This window comes from Mycolicibacterium brisbanense (assembly GCF_001570425.1).
GTDB lineage: Bacteria > Actinomycetota > Actinomycetes > Mycobacteriales > Mycobacteriaceae > Mycobacterium > Mycobacterium brisbanense.
On sequence record NZ_BCSX01000047.1, the window covers coordinates 83,361 to 99,654 of the forward strand.

At 66.1% G+C, this 16,294-nt stretch carries 16 protein-coding genes and 1 pseudogene; 9 read left to right on the plus strand and 8 right to left on the minus strand.

What is annotated here, in order from left to right; all coding sequences use genetic code 11:
• Positions 1-42 precede the first annotated feature (42 nt).
• The 4 genes from RMCB_RS27790 to RMCB_RS27805 all read right to left on the minus strand — a co-directional run bounded on the left by RMCB_RS27790 (position 43) and on the right by RMCB_RS27805 (position 2,983).
• The gene (locus RMCB_RS27790; protein WP_062831327.1) at positions 43-723 is read right to left on the minus strand and encodes a hypothetical protein; all 681 of its coding nucleotides are present in this window, start codon (positions 721-723) and stop codon (positions 43-45) included.
• A 4-nt stretch (positions 724-727) separates the two neighbouring features.
• Positions 728-1,612 carry an oxidoreductase gene (locus tag RMCB_RS27795; RefSeq protein WP_062831328.1) on the minus strand — a complete coding sequence of 295 codons (885 nt, stop codon included), beginning with the start codon at positions 1,610-1,612 and terminating at the stop codon, positions 728-730.
• A gap of 33 nt (positions 1,613-1,645) precedes the next feature.
• Complete coding sequence (locus RMCB_RS27800) at positions 1,646-2,377, minus strand: PadR family transcriptional regulator (RefSeq protein ID WP_062831329.1); 732 nt, start codon at positions 2,375-2,377, stop codon at positions 1,646-1,648.
• 90 nt (positions 2,378-2,467) lie between these two features.
• Positions 2,468-2,983, minus strand: coding sequence for a PadR family transcriptional regulator (locus RMCB_RS27805; RefSeq protein WP_062831330.1), 516 nt, complete (start codon positions 2,981-2,983; stop codon positions 2,468-2,470).
• Between the two features lie 58 nt (positions 2,984-3,041).
• Between RMCB_RS27805 and RMCB_RS27810 the strand changes: the two genes are divergently transcribed.
• From RMCB_RS27810 to RMCB_RS27820, 3 genes are read left to right on the plus strand one after another with little or no spacing between them, the layout of a single operon-like run.
• Positions 3,042-4,352 (plus strand): carotenoid oxygenase family protein, encoded by a 1,311-nt coding sequence (locus tag RMCB_RS27810; protein WP_062831331.1) that lies wholly within the window; start codon positions 3,042-3,044, stop codon positions 4,350-4,352.
• A gap of 15 nt (positions 4,353-4,367) precedes the next feature.
• Positions 4,368-4,745, plus strand: a complete 378-nt coding sequence (locus RMCB_RS27815; protein WP_062831332.1) for a hypothetical protein — start codon at positions 4,368-4,370, stop codon at positions 4,743-4,745.
• A gap of 9 nt (positions 4,746-4,754) precedes the next feature.
• The gene (locus RMCB_RS27820) at positions 4,755-5,951 is read left to right on the plus strand and encodes a cation:proton antiporter (RefSeq protein ID WP_062831333.1); all 1,197 of its coding nucleotides are present in this window, start codon (positions 4,755-4,757) and stop codon (positions 5,949-5,951) included.
• A 3-nt stretch (positions 5,952-5,954) separates the two neighbouring features.
• Here RMCB_RS27820 and modA read toward each other — a convergent pair whose 3' ends face one another.
• Positions 5,955-6,725, minus strand: a complete 771-nt coding sequence (gene modA, locus RMCB_RS27825) for a molybdate ABC transporter substrate-binding protein (RefSeq protein WP_062831334.1) — start codon at positions 6,723-6,725, stop codon at positions 5,955-5,957.
• Positions 6,725-7,129, minus strand: a complete 405-nt coding sequence (locus RMCB_RS27830; protein ID WP_062831335.1) for a TOBE domain-containing protein — start codon at positions 7,127-7,129, stop codon at positions 6,725-6,727. The genes modA and RMCB_RS27830 overlap by 1 nt, the downstream gene beginning before the upstream one ends.
• Before the next feature lie 788 nt (positions 7,130-7,917).
• Here RMCB_RS27830 and glnT point away from each other — a divergent pair.
• The 5 genes from glnT (at position 7,918) to RMCB_RS27855 (ending at position 13,033) form a co-directional block, all read left to right on the plus strand.
• A complete protein-coding gene (gene glnT / locus RMCB_RS27835; RefSeq protein ID WP_029373463.1) occupies positions 7,918-9,237 on the plus strand; it encodes a type III glutamate--ammonia ligase in 1,320 nt (439 codons plus the stop codon).
• A gap of 15 nt (positions 9,238-9,252) precedes the next feature.
• Positions 9,253-10,149, plus strand: coding sequence for a class II glutamine amidotransferase domain-containing protein (locus tag RMCB_RS27840; RefSeq protein WP_062831336.1), 897 nt, complete (start codon positions 9,253-9,255; stop codon positions 10,147-10,149).
• Positions 10,137-10,820, plus strand: coding sequence for a GltB/FmdC/FwdC-like GXGXG domain-containing protein (locus RMCB_RS27845; RefSeq protein WP_029373461.1), 684 nt, complete (start codon positions 10,137-10,139; stop codon positions 10,818-10,820). The genes RMCB_RS27840 and RMCB_RS27845 overlap by 13 nt, the downstream gene beginning before the upstream one ends.
• Positions 10,820-12,157, plus strand: coding sequence for an FMN-binding glutamate synthase family protein (locus tag RMCB_RS27850; protein WP_029373460.1), 1,338 nt, complete (start codon positions 10,820-10,822; stop codon positions 12,155-12,157). The genes RMCB_RS27845 and RMCB_RS27850 overlap by 1 nt, the downstream gene beginning before the upstream one ends.
• Before the next feature lie 228 nt (positions 12,158-12,385).
• A complete protein-coding gene (locus RMCB_RS27855) occupies positions 12,386-13,033 on the plus strand; it encodes a type II toxin-antitoxin system RelB family anti-toxin (protein WP_029373459.1) in 648 nt (215 codons plus the stop codon).
• Positions 13,034-13,042: 9 nt separating this feature from the next.
• Here the strand turns inward: RMCB_RS27855 and RMCB_RS27860 are convergent, their stop codons facing one another.
• Positions 13,043-13,564 (minus strand): carbohydrate kinase family protein, encoded by a 522-nt coding sequence (locus tag RMCB_RS27860; RefSeq protein WP_072278555.1) that lies wholly within the window; start codon positions 13,562-13,564, stop codon positions 13,043-13,045.
• 521 nt (positions 13,565-14,085) lie between these two features.
• Here RMCB_RS27860 and RMCB_RS27865 point away from each other — a divergent pair.
• A complete protein-coding gene (locus tag RMCB_RS27865) occupies positions 14,086-15,285 on the plus strand; it encodes an NAD(P)/FAD-dependent oxidoreductase (RefSeq protein ID WP_062831338.1) in 1,200 nt (399 codons plus the stop codon).
• A 293-nt stretch (positions 15,286-15,578) separates the two neighbouring features.
• On the opposite strand, the pseudogene RMCB_RS27870 reads toward RMCB_RS27865, so the two are convergent.
• Positions 15,579-16,294, minus strand: a pseudogene (locus tag RMCB_RS27870) (NADP-dependent phosphogluconate dehydrogenase); the annotation flags it as partial.

Here is a 16,294-nt window from a genome sequence, read left to right on the forward strand (position 1 = left end):
CGTAGCGCGGACGGCTAGAACTCCACAAAGCCCTCGGGCGGGTCACCGCGGTGGCGGGCAGGTCGTCAGCAGGCCCTTGAGCTCGTCGTAGTACTGCACGCCCAGCATGGCGTGGCGGCCCTTGTCGTTGGTCCGCTCGGCGTCGGCGATCTGGCCGGCCAACTCACCCAGCCGGTGCGCGTGCTCGGCGGCCTTGCCCGAGGTGACCTGCTTGGCCTGCTCGCCGATCACCTTGGCCCACTCGTTGAAGTCGCCGACCGTCGGGCCCTGATTGGCGGCGAACGCCGGCAGGATCAGCCCTGAGCTTGCCCGGCTGGACTCCACCAGGGGCTGGGCCTGGCGACAGCCCTTGCCGGATATGTAGGTGAATGTCACCGACGCGGCGACGACGACGACGGCGAGCGCTGAAGCCGCCACCGCGAGACGCTGGGTGCGGGGTTCGGCATCGGGAACTCGCCTGCGCCACATGACGTGCCCGACGATCACGGCTGCCATCGCCAGCACCGACAACAAGCTGGACTCGAGTAGGTTCCCGGCACCGGATGCCGAGTTGGTGGCCCCCAAGGTCGCCAGCGCGGCGAGCAGCACCAGCAGCCACTGCCAGAATCCGCGCCGACGCTCGTAGGCGTCGACATCGCGGAACTGGATGCCGATGGTGATGCCGGCAGCCGCGAGCACGGCCACGAGCGCGGGAACGACGTATGCGGTGATCTCTTCGGTCATGCCCTTACCCGCCCAGCTCGTCGAGCCGGGTCTTGATGTCGTCGGGTAGCGAGATGTCCGCCACCGCAAGGTTCTCCTCCAGGTGCGCCGGTGACGACGTACCGGGAATCAGCAGGACGTTGGGCGCGACCGACAGCGTCCACGCCAGCACGATCTGCGCGGGTGTGTGGCCGAGGTCGGCCGCCGCCTGCCGGACGGTGTCGTTGCCGAGCACGGGACTGTTCGGATCGAAAGCCGAACCGAGCGGGAAGAACGGCACGAATGCGATACCGTGCGCGACGCACAGCTCAAGGACCGGTGTGGCGCTGCGGTCGACCAGATTGTATGCGTTCTGCACGCACGCGATCTCGGTGTGGCCCAAGGCAATTCGAAGATGCTCCGCAGAGACGTTGCTGAGGCCTATGCCGTCGATGAGGCCTTCGTCGCGAGCCGCGATCATCGCGGCCAGTTGCCGCTCGAAGAGTTCACGGTCGACGGCGGTGGGCACGCCGATGCCGTCGCCGTCGCCGTCGTGCACGCGCAGGTTCACCGCGGCCAGCCGGTCGGTGTCGAGGGTCTGGAGGTTCTCTTCGATCCCGCGGCGCAGATCGTCGGGCTCCTGGGCGGGTAACCATTGCCCTTGCTCGTCGCGGCGGGCGCCGACCTTGCTGACCAGAGCGAGGTTGGACGGATACGGGTGCAGCGCGGCGCGGATCAACTCGTTGGCGACGGCCGGCCCGTAGAACTGTGCGGTGTCGATGTGGTTGACGCCCAGCTCGACTGCCCGCCGCAGCACCGACAGTGCCTGCTCGCGGTCACGCGGCGGGCCGAACACGCCGGGCCCGGGCAGTTGCATGGCACCGAACCCGACGCGCGACACAGCGAACGAACCCAAGGGGAAGGTCTGCATGCCGGTCAGCCTACGCAGACCCGTCCCGTGGGCTTACTCCTCGCCGAGGATCTGGTAGATCTCGCGGCGTGCGCCGTTGACGATGTCGAGGATGCGCTGCTGCTGCTCTTCGCTGGCGGTGTGCACCGACTGTGCGACGGCGCCCATGAGCTGTCCGATGGCGGCGCGCAGGTTGACGGCATTGGGGTCGGCATCTTCGGCGATGGCGTCCCAGGGTGCGGTCTCGATCTGATCGGCGGCTGCGCGGCCGTCGGCGGTCAGCTCGAAAGTCTTCTTGCTGCCTTCGCTTTCGGCGGCCGGGACGATCAGGCCCTCGTCGACGAGCAGTTGCAGCGTGGGATAGACCGAGCCGGGGCTTGGCCGCCACAGGTTGTTGCTGCGCTCGGCGATCTGCTGGGTCATCTCGTAGCCGTGCATGGGGCGCTCGGTGAGCAGCTTGAGGATCGCGGCACGGACGTCACCGCGCCGGCCACGGCTGCCGCCACGTCCGCCACGGCCGCGGCCACGAGGTCCGCCGCCGAAACCGGGGCCGAAACCCGGACCGAAACCGGGGCCGAAGCCGAAACCGGGACCGAAGCCGGGTCCGCCGAAGCCGCGGCCGAACGGTCCGTGATGTCCTGCCGACTCCTCGCGGACGTGGTCGCGGAACTCGCGCCGGGCGCGCCGCCGCTCTTCGTGCAGGGCGCGACGGTCGCCGGGGCCGAAGCCAAAACCGAAGCCGCCGGGGCCGAACGGGGGATTGGGGGAGGTGAATGGGGTGTTCATAGGTGAGGTTCTCTCTTTCGACGGGAAGCGCCGTACGCGCTTCCGATGCATTAACGATATATCGGAAACTATCGCGATGCAACGGCCGATTTAGTCGCGTTTCTCGAGGCGCGCGACGGCCCACTGTGCCCACTGCGCCTGCATGGCGTTGAAGCGCAGGCCGTATACCAAGGCCGCATGCCCGTACGGGTCGTCCTCGATGCAGGGGATCGACGCTTCGAGTTCTTTGAGCCGCTCGATCTCCGCGGTGGAATGGTCGGCCAGCGCCAGCAGGTGCTCGCGCGCCTGGTCCGGGGGCAGTTCGCCGAGCAGGAACACCCTGAGGAGTTCGGCGCTGCGGGCGGGCGGATCGTCGGCGGGATTGCGGATCCATCGCATGAGTTCGTCGCGGCCTGCCGCGGTGACGCGGTACTCCTTGCGTCCGCGTGGCCCGATCGCGGACACCTCGATCAGGCCCGCCGCGGCCAGTTTGTTGAGCTCGCCGTAGAGCTGGCTCTGGGTGGCGGGCCATACGTTGGCCATCGACTTCTCGAACCGTCTGAGCAGGTCGTATCCGCTGCCCGGGTGCTGCGCCAGGAGGCCGAGCGCGGCCATTCGCAAACTCATGGCGACAGCTTAGCTTCCACTATTGACATGTCAGTAGTGGAATGTCACCGTAGATGGCATGACCTCAGCCCTGCCCATCGGCGAAACCGACTTTTTCCGGCGCGGCAACTACGCGCCCGTCGCGGACGAACTCACCGAATACGACCCTCCGGTCGAAGGCGCCATCCCGCCTGAGTTGAACGGCTGGTACCTGCGCAACGGGCCCAACCCGCGGCAGGCGACCGCCCACTGGTTCACCGGCGACGGGATGATCCACGGCGTCCGCATCCAAGACGGCGCTGCGAAGTGGTATCGCAACCGGTGGGTGCGCACCGACAGCTTCATCGAGGACTTTCCGCTCTACAACGCCGACGGCAGCCGCAACCTGCGGGCCGCGGTCGCCAACACCCATGTGGTCAACCACGCCGGGCGCACCCTCGCTCTGGTGGAGAGCTCGTTGCCGTACGAGATCACCAATGAGCTGGAAACGTTGGGCGCCTACGACTTCGGCGGCAAACTTGTCGATTCGATGACGGCGCACCCGAAGATCTGCCCCACCACGGGCGAACTTCATTTCTTCGGCTACGGCAGCATATTCGAGCCTTACGTCACCTATCACCGGGCCGATGCCGCAGGCGAACTGACCGTCAATCAGCCCGTCGATGTCAAGGCGCACACCATGATGCACGATTTCGCGATGACCTCCGGTCACGTCGTCTTCATGGACCTGCCGGTGGTGTTCGACCTCGACGTCGCGATCAAGGGCGACGGCGATATGCCCTACCGCTGGAGCGACGACTACGGGGCCCGCTTCGGCGTCATGCGCCGCGACGACCCCACCGCGCCCATCCGCTGGTTCGACATCGACCCGTGCTACGTATTCCACGTCGCCAATGCCTACGAATCAGGGAATGTGATTGTGCTGCACGCGGTTCGGTATCCGGAACTGTGGCGGGACAACGGCGGGTTCGACGCCCAGGGCGTGCTGTGGGAGTGGCGTATCGACCTGAGCGCCGGGACTGTCGCCGAGCGGCAACTCGACGATGCCGGCGTCGAGTTCCCACGCATCGACGACCGGCTCGCAGGCCTGGATGCGCGCTACTCCGTGGCGGTCGGCCCCAACGGCTGGATCCGTTACGACCTGGCGACGGGCACCGGAGTACGCCACGACCTGGGGTCCGGCGGCCCCGGCGAAGCGGTGTTCGTTCCCGGTGCAGGCGCTGCCGACGAGAGCAACGGGTGGTACCTCGGATATGTCTACGATCCCGAGCGTGACGGCAGCGATCTCGTGATCCTCGATGCCTGTGACTTTGCTGGGAAGCCGGTGGCGAAAATTGCGCTGCCGCAGCGTGTTCCCTATGGATTCCACGGCAATTGGATCACCGGATAAGTAACGTATCGGGCCATGGCGGTGAAATGGCTCGACAAGCCCGAAGATCACGATTTCGACGCGGCCGCGGATTACCTGTCGCTGCTGGCCGAGACCGACGCGGTCGACAAGACGGTGGCGGCGCTGAAGAAGGCGCCGCCCGTCACCCGCAAAGCCAAGGACATCCTGCGCGCGGCCGGCCTGGTGCTATTGCCGGAGACCAACGCCCATGTCCGCGCCGACTTGTTCAAAATCAGTGGCGGCAAGAAGTTGTCACCGATCCTGCTGGTGCGGGGCGATGGCCGTCGCGGTGTGCAGTTGCAGGTGGCCGACGGCTATCACCGGGTGTGCGCGAGCTACCTCACCGACGAGAACACCGGGATTCCGTGCCGCCTGGTGTCCTGGCAACCGTGACGCGCTGACATGGCGGGCATCGGCTTCGGCACGCTCGCACTGATCGTGGTGATCGGGCTGACCGGTCCGGCACTGGCGTCGGTGCCGCGGCTGCGGATCCCGGTGGTCATCGGCGAGCTGCTGGCCGGGATCATCTTCGGCAGAACCGGATTCGGCATCATCGACCACACCGATCCGACGTTCTCGCTGCTGGCCAACATCGGCTTCGCGCTGGTGATGTTCGTCGTCGGCACGCACGTCCCGGTGCGAGATACGTCTCTGCACAGTGCGATTCCCAAGGCTCTGGCCCGAGCGGTGCTCGTGGGTGCGGTGGCCGCGGTGCTCGGTTTCGTGCTCGCCAGATCATTCGCCACCGGTCACGCGCTCATGTACGCGGTGCTGATGGCGTCGTCGTCGGCAGCGCTGGCGTTGCCGGTGATCGACGGGCTGCGGTTGCAGGGCCCGCAGGTGCTGTCGGTCACCGCACAGATCGCCATCGCCGACGCGGCCTCGATTGTGTTGCTGCCCTTGGTGATCGACATCCAGCGCGCCCCTCGCGCCGCATTGGGTGCGCTGGTCATCGCCGGCTGCGCGGTGGTGTTGTTCGTGCTTCTGCGCGCCGAAGACCGGTCCGGCTATCGCAAACGGCTGCACCACTACTCCGAGGACCATCAGTTCGCCCTCGAACTGCGGATCAGCCTGATCCTGTTGTTCACCCTGGCCGCCGTGGCCGTTGCCACGCATGTCTCGATCATGCTGGCCGGATTCGCGCTCGGTCTGGTGATCTCGGCCATCGGAGAGCCACGCCGGCTGGCCCGGCAACTCTTCGGCATCACCGACGGCTTTTTCGCGCCGGTGTTCTTCGTCTGGCTGGGCGCATCACTGCAGGTACGCGAACTCGGTCAGAACCCCGGGCTCATCGTCCTCGGCGCCAGTCTGGGTTTCGGTGCCGTGCTGGCGCACGCCGCGGGCCGGTTGACGGGTCAGCCGTTGCCGCTCGCGGTGTTCTCCGCCGCTCAACTCGGGGTCCCGGTGGCCGCCGCGACACTGGGCACCGAGCAGCACCTGCTGAAGCCGGGCGAGGGTTCGGCGATGATGCTCGGTGCGCTCATCACCATCGCCACGACGTCGATCGCCGGAGCGCTGGCCGCGCGGTCGGCGGCCGCGAAGCAGCCGCCGCCTGCCGCGCCGCCGCCCAACGCCGAAACGGCGCCGCCGACGTCCTGAACTCTAAGGTTTGGCGAACCCCGCCTTGGCGAGTGCCTTCTGGCCGGGCTCGCCCGTAACCAGGTCGACGAAGCGCTGGGCCGCTTCGCTGTGCTTCGACTGCTTGAGCACCGCGATCGGGTAGGTGTTGACCGCCCGAGCGGCTTCGGGGAACGACACAGCGGTCACCTTGTCGCCGGCGCCTGCAGCGTCGGTGACATAGACGACGCCCGCGTCGGCCTGGCCCGTGGTGACCTTGTTGAGCACGTCCGTCACTGACGACTCTTCACTGACGGGAGTCAGTGTGACACCCGTGGCCTGTTCGACCTTCTGCGTGGCTCCGCCGCACGGTACCGGCGGGGCGCACACCACGACGCTCACACCGGGTTTGGTCAAATCGCGAAATGATTTGATGCCCTTGGGATTTCCCGGCGCCACGGCGATGGTCAGCGTGTTGGTGGCGAAATCGACAGGGTTGCCTGAGAGCAGACCGGCCTGCGCCGCCTTGTCCATGTTGCGGGTGTCGGCTGAGGCGAACACGTCCGCGGGTGCGCCCTGGGTGAGTTGCGTGACCAGGTCCGAGGACCCCGCGAAGGAGAACTCGACCGATGAGCCCGGGTTGTCGGTCTTGTACTGCTCGGCGATCTCGGTGAACGCCGACTTCAGCGATGCCGCGGCGAACACCGTGATGGCGGCGCCCGACGAGGACGAGGTCGGCTGCGAAGTCGAGTTGGACTGGCAGGCGGTGGTCGCGGCCAGCGCCATCACAGCGGAGACGGCCAGGGCACGAAGCATCAGATTCCTTTCGGGGTTTCCACGATCACGGTGGTCGCCTTGACCACCGCGACGGCCACGCTGCCGGGCTCGAGTCCCAGCTCGCGCACCGACTGACTGCTCATCAGCGACACCACCGTCAGCGGCCCGCACTGGATTTCCACCTGTGCCATCACTCCGTCGACGATGACGTCGGTGACCAGCCCGGCGAACCTGTTGCGTGCCGAGCTCCCGATGCCCAATGGATCCTTCGGTGCCGCACTGGCATTGGCGCGTGCGAACGCCGCGAGAGCGGCGCCGTCGAGGACCTTGCGGCCTGACGCGTCGAGTTCGGCGGTCAACGCGCCGTCGTCGATCCAGCGGCGAACGGTGTCGTCGCTGACGCCGAGCAACTCGGCTGCCTCACGGATCCGGATGGTCGGCACGGCGTCAGCGTAACGACGACGGCCAGGCAAAACAACCGTATCTGCGGGACAAATCAGCCGATTTATCCGTAAACGCGGTTTCGTTGGCGCGGAAGCGGCCAAGACCTGCGCGGACTGATTCGAGATGCACTGAGATGCATGAATATTGAGGTAACAGTGCGCATGGTCTTGTGGCCCGGCGCACAGGAATTGAGGCGACGTGTGGCCCGGGGCACACGTCGCCGGGGTCCGGCGGCGCCGCAGACCTGGTGAGATTCGTTCAACCATGTTGTGGCACAACAGATGACGCTGGTATCCCGGCGAGCTCGGCCCGGGGCTGTGCGCAATGCCAAGTGAACGCGATAACGATTGGCGTCCAACAAAGTTCATGACAGTTCGACAGTTCGGGCAATCCGGTCCGCGTGGGCCGGTGTCGCATGCCGGCCGGGGTTGCCGACAACGCCCGGTGAACCCGTCCGGCAGCTTCCCGCCGAGGCGATCCGCACCGGTCGACGAGCGGTCCGCAGCGGCCTGCGGGCGAATGGGTCGTCGGTGAGCGGCGGGCTCGGCCGTGGCGGCTAAACCCAAGGTCAGGCCGGTCACCGTCGCGCCGGCGGGCGGCACCCCTCCCCGCGCGGCGGGCGGGGGCGTATATCAAACTGTGGCCACTTGCGGTGCCGAATCCGCCACGCCTGGAGCTGCGGCGGGCGGCGGAGAAATTGCCTTGCCCAACTCTCTTGCTCAAACGTTTCGGCGGGTGTTTACTAGCGGTATACGAAGATTCCTACCACGAGACTAGGTGCATAAATATGTCCCCTGACCTCGAACTTGCTACCCTGGCCGAACAGTCAGGAACGAAGTTCATTCTCGCAATGTTTGTTGACTTGCGGGGAAAGCCCTGTGCCAAGCTGGTACCAGTCGAAGCCATCGACGAACTTACCAAGGAAGGCGTCGGCTTCGCCGGTTACGCCGCTGGGGCCATGGGGCAGGAGCCGAAAGACCCCGATCTGATCGCCGTTCCCGATCCGGTGTCGTTTACCCCGATCCCCTTCGTCAAGGAAGGGCTGGCGCTGGTCCACTGCGACGTGTACGTCGAGGGCAAGCTGTGGCCGTACGCACCCCGCAACATCCTCAAGGCCATGATCAAGCGCGCCGCCGAGGCCGGCTTCGAGCCGTGGATGGGCGCTGAGGTCGAGTACTACCTGGTCAACCGCGACGCCGACGGCACCCTGCACACCGCGGACAAGAACGACCTGGCCGCGAACCCCTGTTATGACGTCCGCGGGCTGACCCGTATGTACGAGCACCTCTCGGGCATCTCGAAGGCGATGAACAAGCTCGGCTGGTCCAACTACGCCAACGACCACGAAGACGGCAACGGCCAGTTCGAGCAGAACTTCCAGTACGCCGAGGCTCTGGTGACCGCCGACCGGGTCGTGACGCTGCGCTACCTGCTGGCGATGAGCGCCGAAGAGCGCGGCATGATCGCCACGTTCATGCCGAAGCCGTTCTCCGACCGCACCGGCAGCGGCCTGCACCTGCACATCTCTCTGACCAGTGGCGGCACTCCGGTGTTCCCGGCCGACACCGACGAGCGTGGCCTCGGGTTGTCGGAGACCGCTTACCACTTCATCGGCGGCATCCTCGAGCACGCGAGTGCCCTGCAGGCTGTTATCGCGCCGACTGTCAACTCTTACAAGCGCACTCGCGCGGTTGCGGTGACTTCCGGCGCCTCCTGGGCACCGAACAGCCCGACCTTCGGTGGCAACGACCGCACCCACTACATCCGCATTCCTGACAACCAGCGCATCGAGCTGCGTGGTGGTTGCGGATCGGCGAATCCGTACCTGGCGGCCGCGGCGGCAATCGGCGCAGGCCTCCACGGAATCGCCAACAAGGTGGATCCCGGCGAGATGGGCGCGCAGGCGACTTCGCGTCCCGCACTGCCGGTCACGCTGCTGCACGCAGTGGAAACGCTTGAGGCCGACCCCGTGTTGATGGAAGTCCTGGATGCCGCCGGTGATGCCGGTGTCTCCAAGTACTTCGCGAACCTCAAGCGCGACGAGTTCTTCACGTATCACAGCCAGGTTAGTTCCTGGGAAATCGATCAGTACCTGACGGCATTTTAAGAAGGGAGACCAACAATGTGCGGAATTGTGGGGCTGCATCTGCGCAACCCCGAACTGTATCCGAGGCTGGGCGAACTGCTCACCGGGATGTTGTGCGAAATGTCCGACCGCGGAATGGATTCAGCGGGTGTGGCCGTCTACGGCGACCCCAACTGGACGCCGGCCGGACAGGGCGCCGTGTCGCTGCTGGAGGTTGACGCCCCGGCTGACGAGGTTGCGGCTGCCGTCAGTGAAAAGGCGGGCGTCGCCGTCAACGTGCGCATCCTCGATGCGACCTACCTGTTGACCGCCGCGGTCGACTCCGATGCGCTGCTTGCCGCCGCTCGCGAGGCCCTCCCCAACGCGCTGGTCGTCGGCTTCGGCTCAGACCTCGCCGTGCTCAAGGGTGTTGGCGCTCCGCGGACCCTCGCCGACGCGTGGGGCCTTCCGAAGGCTCAGGGCTGGCAGGGTGTGGGGCACACCCGCATGGCCACCGAGTCTGCCGTCACCCCGGCCGGATGCCACCCCTACGCGGTGGGCACCGGACAGTGCCTGGTGCACAACGGATCCTTCTCCAACCACGCCACCATCCGCCGGGACCTGCGGCGCGAGGGCGTGCAGTTCGACAGTGAGAACGACACCGAGGTGGGCGCCCGCTTCGTGGCGCACCAGCTGGCGCAGGGCCGCGACATCGAAACCGCGCTGAAGGAACTGTGCGCGACGTTTGACGGGTTCTACACCCTGCTGGTGTCGAACCATGACTCGTTCGCCGTTGTGCGCGACGCGATCTCGTGCAAGCCTGCCGTGATCGCCGAGACCCCCGACTGGGTCGCGATGGCGAGTGAGTACCGCGCCCTGGCACATCTGCCGGGTGTCGAGAACGCAAAGATCTGGGAACCGGAGCCCGAGGTGGTGTACGCATGGAGCCGTTGACATTCGACCTGGAGAAGACGCCGCTGCGGGAGGTCAACGCCGCACTGCACGCGGCCGATCTGTCCGGTGAGTTCCTCATCAAGAACCCGGCCGGGGCGCACAACGTCGCGGTTGGTGTCAACGCACCGGTCAAGATCACGGTCGACGGACACCTCGGCTACTACGGCGCGGGTATGAACCAGCAGGCCGATATCACGATCAACGGAAACGCCGGCACCGGTGTCGCCGAGAACATGATGAGCGGCACCGTGTGGGTCAAGGGCAACGCCTCTCAGTCCGCGGGTGCGACCGCGCACGGCGGCCTGCTCGTGATCGAGGGCAACGCCTCTGCGCGGTGCGGTATCTCGATGAAGGGCGTCGACATCGTGGTGGGCGGCAACGTCGGCCACATGAGTGCCTTCATGGCGCAGGCCGGACGCCTGGTCATCCGCGGCGACGCGGGTGAGGCACTTGGAGACTCGATCTACGAGACGCGAATCTACCTGCGCGGCAACGCCGCATCGCTGGGCGCTGACTGTATCGCCAAGGAGATGCGGGCCGAGCACCACGAGGAGCTCGCCAAGTTGCTGAAGGCGGCAGGGTTCGAGGATGACGACACTGCCTCCTACACGCGGTACGGGTCTGCCCGCAACCTCTACCACTTCCACGTCGATCACGCCGGAGCATACTGATGAGTCAAACAGACGACGACCGGGCCAGGCTCGGCCTGCGTGAGTCCGCCACCTTTGACCGGACCACGATCGCCGCGATCCAACGGGCCGCTGACACGGGTATCTACGACATCCGTGGCTGGGGCGCCAAGCGCAAGTTGCCGCACTTCGACGACCTGCTGTTCCTCGGCGCGTCGGTTTCGCGTTACCCGCTTGAGGGCTACCGCGAGAAGTGCGCCACCAACGTCGTGCTGGGTGACCGGTTCGCGAAATATCCGCTGAAGCTCGACATTCCGATCACCATCGCGGGCATGAGCTTCGGTGCGCTGTCCGGACGTGCCAAGGAGGCCCTGGGCCGTGGCGCCAGCGCAGTGGGCACCTCCACCACGACCGGTGACGGTGGCATGACGCCGGAGGAGCGGGGCCAGTCGAAAAACCTGGTGTACCAGTACCTTCCGTCGCGCTACGGCATGAACCCCGATGATCTGCGTAAGGCAGACGCCATCGAGGTCGTGCTCGGACAGGGCGCCAAGCCGGGTGGCGGCGGCATGCTCCTCGGTCAGAAGATCTCCGAGCGTGTTGCCGGCATGCGTACCCTCCCGCAGGGTATCGACCAGCGTTCGGCGTCGCGGCATCCCGACTGGACCGGCCCGGATGACCTGGCCATCAAGATCGCGGAAATCCGTGAGATCACCGACTGGGAAAAGCCGATCTACGTCAAGGTGGGTGCGACGCGCACGTACTACGACGTGAAGCTGGCTGTCGCTGCCGGCGCCGATGTGGTCGTCGTCGACGGCATGCAGGGCGGTACCGCGGCTACCCAGGATGTGTTCATCGAGCACGTCGGCATCCCGACGCTGGCGGCGATCCCGCTGGCAGTGCAGGCATTGCAGGAGCTGGGCATGCACCGCAAGGTGCAGCTGATCGTCTCGGGCGGCATTCGTAACGGCGCCGACGTCGCCAAGGCATTGGCGCTGGGCGCCGATGCGGTGGCCATCGGAACCGCTGCGTTGATTGCCCTGGGCGACAACGATCCTCGGTACGCCGAGGAGTACGAGAAGCTGGGCAGTGCCGCAGGCTTCTACGACGATTTCCAGGACGGCAAGGACCCGACGGGCATCAGCACGCAGGATCCCGAGCTGGCCGCCCGCTTCGACCCGATCGAGGGTGGTCGCCGGTTGGCGAACTACCTGCGGGTGCTGACCCTGGAACTCCAGGTCATCGCACGCGCGTGCGGTAAGGCCCACGTGCAGCACCTGGAGCCCGAGGACATGGTGTCCTTGACGGTCGAGGCCGCGGCGATGTCTCGCATCCCGCTCGCCGGAACCTCGTGGGTCCCGGGAACGTCGGCCTACTGAGTCGAGCAAGGGTTGGTGATTTCACCGTCCGGTCAACCCGGGCGGTGAAATCACCGCCTTCGGCGCCGCAGTGCGCGGCGCCCGTGATTCATGAATAGATTTGCAGTGAAACGCAATTGAGCGGATCTGCTTTTGCCGGACACTGCTCGGCGCTGCCGGCGATGAGGGGGCCAGTCACGTGAGTAACAGACTTACCGCGAAGATATTCGCAGAAACTACAGTGAACTGGTGACCGAAGCCCCGCTTTTGCGTAACGTCTCGGGCATCGCGAGGGATCGCGGTCCGGACGAGTCGATCGAGGAGCTCGAACTCGAGACGGCCATTGCCCGCAATGTCCGACAGCTGCGCCAGCAACAGGGGCTGACCCTCGGCGAAATGGCTGCGACGGTAGGCATTTCGAAAGCCATGCTGTCCAAGATCGAAAACGCCCAGACCTCGTGCAGCCTGTCGACGCTGTCGCTGCTCGCCAAGGGGCTGGACGTGCCTGTGACATCACTGTTCCGCGGCTCGGATGTGGCACGCCCCGCGGCATTCGTCGAAGCCGGTACCGGCGCCCGTATCGCGCGTGACGGCACGCGGGAAGGCCACGAGTACCAGCTGCTGGGCTCCCTGCGCGGCGAACACAAGCGGCTGGAATGCCTGCACGTGACGCTGACCGGAAAGAGCAACACCTACCCGCTGTTTCAGCATCCGGGTACCGAATTCATCTACATGCTCGAAGGCGTGATGGACTACAGCCACAGCCGCTCGGTGTACCGGTTGCACCCCGGCGACTCGCTGTTGATCGATGGCGAAGGCACGCACGGGCCCGTGGACCTGATTCAGATGCCCATCAGTTTCCTATCGGTGATCACCTTCCCGGACTCACACGTCTAGTTCGGGCCCCTACTGTCCGCCCGCCGGGGTGATCGCTTGTGCCGCATGCATATTCGCGTCGTGCAGGATTCCGTGCAGGTCGTCCAGACCGACGGATCGCGGACTCCGGTCGGTCCCCAGATTGCGGGCTGTGAGCGCCTGTAGCAGCCCGGCTGCGAACGCGTCCACCCACGCGGCGGGGTCGATGCCCGCGGCCCCGCGTACGCGCACGGATCCGCCTCTGATGTAGCCCGTGGCCGCTGCGTCGCCATGGGTGAGGATCAGGATCGCCGGGCCCTGAGACATCAACCAGCGGATCGCGTCTGCCGGCCGGTCACCGGGACGCAGCCAGGCCAGGTCGTCGTCGGTCAGCGTGACAATGCCGCTGCGCGAGAGCATTTCGTCGATGCGGGCGCGCGAGGCGTCCCGGGATACCGTCGCCGAACGCGTAGCGCAGGCACTGTTGTTGCGGTGCGCGGTCGGCCGGCCGGAGGTGCGCCTGACAAGGGCGTGCCTGTGTACTTCTGAGGTCGGTTCCGTCGTGACGGTCATGATGTGTCTCCTCCTCCAGAAGTCGGGGTCTTACATCCAGGGTCGCGCCAAGAGCGCCGACGCGGAACGCCAATCTGGATGGTTCGGTCTACCCGTTCGGGTAGGCCCGGCTGTCAGCGGCTGCGGCCGGAAACCTCAGCACCACACGCGAATCCGACGAGATCTGCCTCGGGGAGCCGGAATCTGTGCGGGCCGCGAGAAAGCAGAATTGAAAGAAGATTTCCCTACATTAGATACTGTTTATTTCCGCGAAACAGTAGTAGCGTTAACTCCAATCCACTCGCGGTGGATTTTGTTAACTCACAGTACTACCGCTGCGCGAAGGGAAGCGACATGGCGCTGATCACCGTGTCCTTCTGGAAAGCGTCGTCCGCCAACCCGCCCCGTCGGTTGACGGAGGGCAACGCGCGATCGTGTGCTCGATCGTGGCCGCCCGCCGACTATAACCCCTCACAAGCCGTTGAGTCCGTAACGCAGCCCTGACCGCATCCAACCCAACACACTGGCAGAAAGTCATCATCATGTCTGAAACTCCCACCACGGCCGACGTCGTAATCGTGGGCGGCGGTTTGGAAGGCTGCTCAGCAGCCTGGTCGCTGGCCCAGCGTGGCATCACCGATGTCACCATCCTGGAGCGCGACACCGTCGGCTCGGGCGGCACGGGGAAGTCCTCCGGCGTCGTGCGCTGCCACTACGGCGTCAGCTCGCTGGCCGCCATGGCGACTCGCAGCCTCGAACTCTTCGAGAACGCCGAAGAGATCCTCGGTGAGGATGTCGGCTTCCACCAGACCGGCTACGTGGTCGGCGTGGGAGAGCAGAACGTCCAGGCCATCAAGGACTCCATGGCCGCCCAGCGCGCCGTCGGTGTGCGCACCGAGGACATCGACAAGTCCGAGGTCGCCAAGCTGTGGCCCGTTGCCGACCTGGAGCCGTTCGCCGCGTTCGCGTGGGAAGAGCGTGGCGGATACGGTGACGCCTACCAGACCGCGCAGGGCTTCGCCGCTGCCGCCCGCCGCAAGGGCGTCCGCCTGCGCCAGAGCACCACGGTCAGCGAGATCATCGTCGAGAACGGCAAAGCCACGGGCGTGCGCCTGGCAGACGGCAGCGTCGTCTCGGCCAACACCGTCGTCGTGGCCGCCGGCCCCTGGTCGGTCGCGCTGCTGGCTCAGCACGGCATCGAACTGCCCATCACGGTGCACCGCGAGCAGATCGTGCTCATCGAACCGGGCCAGGACCTCGGCAAGGTTCCAGTGTTCTCCGATCTGGTGTCGCTGCAGTACGTGCGCCCCGAGGGCTCCGACGGCCAGATCCTGTTCGGTAACTCCGCGCTCGACGTTCTCGAGCCGGCCGACCCCGACAACTACCTCAACCGCGCCGACGACGACTTCATCGACCTCACGGTCGACAAGATCGGCACCCGGTTCCCCGGCCTGGAGAACCCGTCGATCGCATCGACCTACGCCGGTTGCTACGACGTGACCCCGGACTTCAACCCCGCGATCTCGAAGACCGATGTCGACGGCCTGATCGTCGCCGCGGGCTTCTCCGGTCACGGATTCAAGATCGCCCCCGCCGTCGGCAAGCTCATCGCCGACCTGGTCGTGGACGGCACGAGCTCCGACGCCGATATCCCGGCCGAGGACTTCCGCCTGTCCCGGTTCGCCGAAGGCAAGCTGCTGAAGAGCCCCTTCCCGTACGTCGGCGCAGGGCAGATGCGCTGAAACCGATCGTCGCCCCAGCACTGTCCAGGACGCGCAGTGCTGGGGCGACGATGACGCTCGGTCTTGAGCATCCCGAGCGTTCGCCAAAATCGGCCTTGCTGCACGAACAAAAGTGCAGCAAGGCCGATTTGGTCCGCGCATCGCGGGCAGGCCACCGCTTTTCGGTCGCCGTACAAAAGCCGACAGCGGAACCCCCAGCTGAGATGGTGTCGTGCAGGACAGTTCATCCGCTGGGAGTTCCGCTGTCTTCAGGGCCCCCCACCTGGCATGTCACATTGCCAGCGGCCCGGTCTCTAGGCCTGGATTTCGGTGCGGTCGCCGCTCCAGAGGGTGTGGAATTTTTGGCCGGGTTCGGCGTCGGTGCGTCCGTAGGTGTGGGCGCCGAAGAAGTCGCGTAGGCCTTGGGTGAGGGCGGCGGGGAGCCGTTCGGTGCGTAGCGCGTCGTAGTAGGACAGGGCTGAGGAGAAGCCGGGGATGGGGATGCCCAGGGCGGTGGCGGTGATGACGACGCGGCGCCAGCTGTTGATGGCGGCTTCGACGGCGTCGCGGAAGTAGGGCGCGGCGAGCAGGGTGGCCAGCTGCGGGTCGGCGTCGTAGGCGTCTTTGATGCGGTTGAGGAATTTGGCGCGGATGATGCAGCCGCCGCGCCAGATGGTGGCCAGGTCTCCGGGGGTGATGTTCCAGTCGTATTCGGTGCTGCCGGCCTGGATCTGGTTGAACCCTTGGGCGTAGGCGACGATTTTGGAGGCGTAGAGGGCTTGGCGGACGTCGTCGATGAATTGTTGGGTGTCGGTGGGTTTGTCGCCGAGGGTGCCGGAGGCCAGTCCGGCGGTGGCTTTGCGTTGCGGTACCGAGCCGGATAGGGCGCGGGCGAACACGGCTTCGGCGATGCCGGTGACGGGTACGCCGAGGTCGAGGGCGGATTTGACGGTCCAGCGGCCGGTGCCTTTTTGTTCGGCTTCGTCGACGATGACGTCGACCAGCGGTTTGCCGGTGGTGGCGTCGACCT

Bases quoted from the DNA above. Each gene is read 5' to 3' on its own strand.
- RMCB_RS27815 (WP_062831332.1), top strand. From the start codon at position 4,368: ATGGCGGTGAAATGGCTCGACAAGCCCGAAGATCACGATTTCGACGCG.
- RMCB_RS27800 (WP_062831329.1), bottom strand. From the start codon at position 2,377: ATGAACACCCCATTCACCTCCCCCAATCCCCCGTTCGGCCCCGGCGGC.
- modA (WP_062831334.1), bottom strand. From the start codon at position 6,725: ATGCTTCGTGCCCTGGCCGTCTCCGCTGTGATGGCGCTGGCCGCGACC.
- RMCB_RS27795 (WP_062831328.1), bottom strand. From the start codon at position 1,612: ATGCAGACCTTCCCCTTGGGTTCGTTCGCTGTGTCGCGCGTCGGGTTC.
- RMCB_RS27805 (WP_062831330.1), bottom strand. From the start codon at position 2,983: ATGAGTTTGCGAATGGCCGCGCTCGGCCTCCTGGCGCAGCACCCGGGC.
- glnT (WP_029373463.1), top strand. From the start codon at position 7,918: ATGTCCCCTGACCTCGAACTTGCTACCCTGGCCGAACAGTCAGGAACG.
- RMCB_RS27845 (WP_029373461.1), top strand. From the start codon at position 10,137: ATGGAGCCGTTGACATTCGACCTGGAGAAGACGCCGCTGCGGGAGGTC.
- RMCB_RS27860 (WP_072278555.1), bottom strand. From the start codon at position 13,564: ATGACCGTCACGACGGAACCGACCTCAGAAGTACACAGGCACGCCCTT.
- RMCB_RS27810 (WP_062831331.1), top strand. From the start codon at position 3,042: ATGACCTCAGCCCTGCCCATCGGCGAAACCGACTTTTTCCGGCGCGGC.
- RMCB_RS27850 (WP_029373460.1), top strand. From the start codon at position 10,820: ATGAGTCAAACAGACGACGACCGGGCCAGGCTCGGCCTGCGTGAGTCC.
- RMCB_RS27865 (WP_062831338.1), top strand. From the start codon at position 14,086: ATGTCTGAAACTCCCACCACGGCCGACGTCGTAATCGTGGGCGGCGGT.
- RMCB_RS27840 (WP_062831336.1), top strand. From the start codon at position 9,253: ATGTGCGGAATTGTGGGGCTGCATCTGCGCAACCCCGAACTGTATCCG.
- RMCB_RS27820 (WP_062831333.1), top strand. From the start codon at position 4,755: ATGGCGGGCATCGGCTTCGGCACGCTCGCACTGATCGTGGTGATCGGG.
- RMCB_RS27790 (WP_062831327.1), bottom strand. From the start codon at position 723: ATGACCGAAGAGATCACCGCATACGTCGTTCCCGCGCTCGTGGCCGTG.